Source organism: Extibacter muris (genome assembly GCF_004345005.1).
Taxonomy (GTDB): Bacteria; Bacillota; Clostridia; order Lachnospirales; family Lachnospiraceae; genus Extibacter; species Extibacter muris.
Genome location: NZ_SMMX01000073.1, coordinates 1 through 677, shown reverse-complemented (window position 1 = coordinate 677; position 677 = coordinate 1). Strand labels below are relative to the sequence as shown.

The window sequence follows — 677 nt, the reverse complement described above, 5'->3', positions numbered from 1 at the left end:
TTCTCCCCTTCCTTCTTTCCCTGCTTTTGCATCTCCCTCTTCCCCTCCCGTGAGCCGCCTCCCCTTCCTCTCTTCTTCCTCTCTCCCCCTCCCCCTTTTCTCTCCTTCCCCTTTCCCTTTTTTCTCTTTCTCCCTCTCTCCTCCCTTCTCCTCTTTCCCTCTCCCCTTCTCCTTTCTTTCCCTCTTTTTCTTTTCTTCCTTTTCTTTTTCCTTCTCTTCTTCCCCCTTTCCTCCTTCCTTTTCATTGTGACTTTTTTACTCCTCTCCCCCTTCCCCTTCTCCTTTTTCTCCCCCTTTTCCTCTTCCTCTCTCTCCCTCCTCCTCCCCCCCTTTTTCTCTTCTCCCTTCTTCCTCTCCCCTTCCCTCCTCCCCCCCTCTCCCTTTCTCCTCTCTCTTCCTCCCTTCCCCTTTCCCTTTCTTCTCCTCCGCCTCGCCTTTCTCTCTCCGGTCTTTTCTTCTCTCCCCCCTTTCTTCTCCTCTTCCCTTCCTTCCCTTCCTTCTCCCTCCCCTTTTCCATATTCTTCAGCATGTTTTCTTCCCTTCTTCCTTTTTCCCCCTCCTCTTCTCTCTTCCCTCTCCCCTCCTTGTTCCTTCCGAGCTCCGATAACAGTAGCCCCCCCCCTTCCTCTTCTCCCTCTTTTCTTCCTTCTTCCCCTCTTTTTCCTCTCCTTGCTTCT

Annotated in this window: 2 protein-coding genes; both read right to left on the bottom strand. The window is 52.4% G+C overall.

Annotated elements, in window-relative coordinates; genetic code table 11:
* Positions 1–245, bottom strand: a 245-nt coding sequence (locus tag E1963_RS23670) for a hypothetical protein (protein ID WP_207669420.1), incomplete at its 3' end; no start/stop codon positions are given.
* Positions 242–677, bottom strand: a 436-nt coding sequence (locus E1963_RS23665; protein WP_330570903.1) for a hypothetical protein, incomplete at its 5' end; no start/stop codon positions are given. The genes E1963_RS23665 and E1963_RS23670, both read right to left, overlap by 4 nt.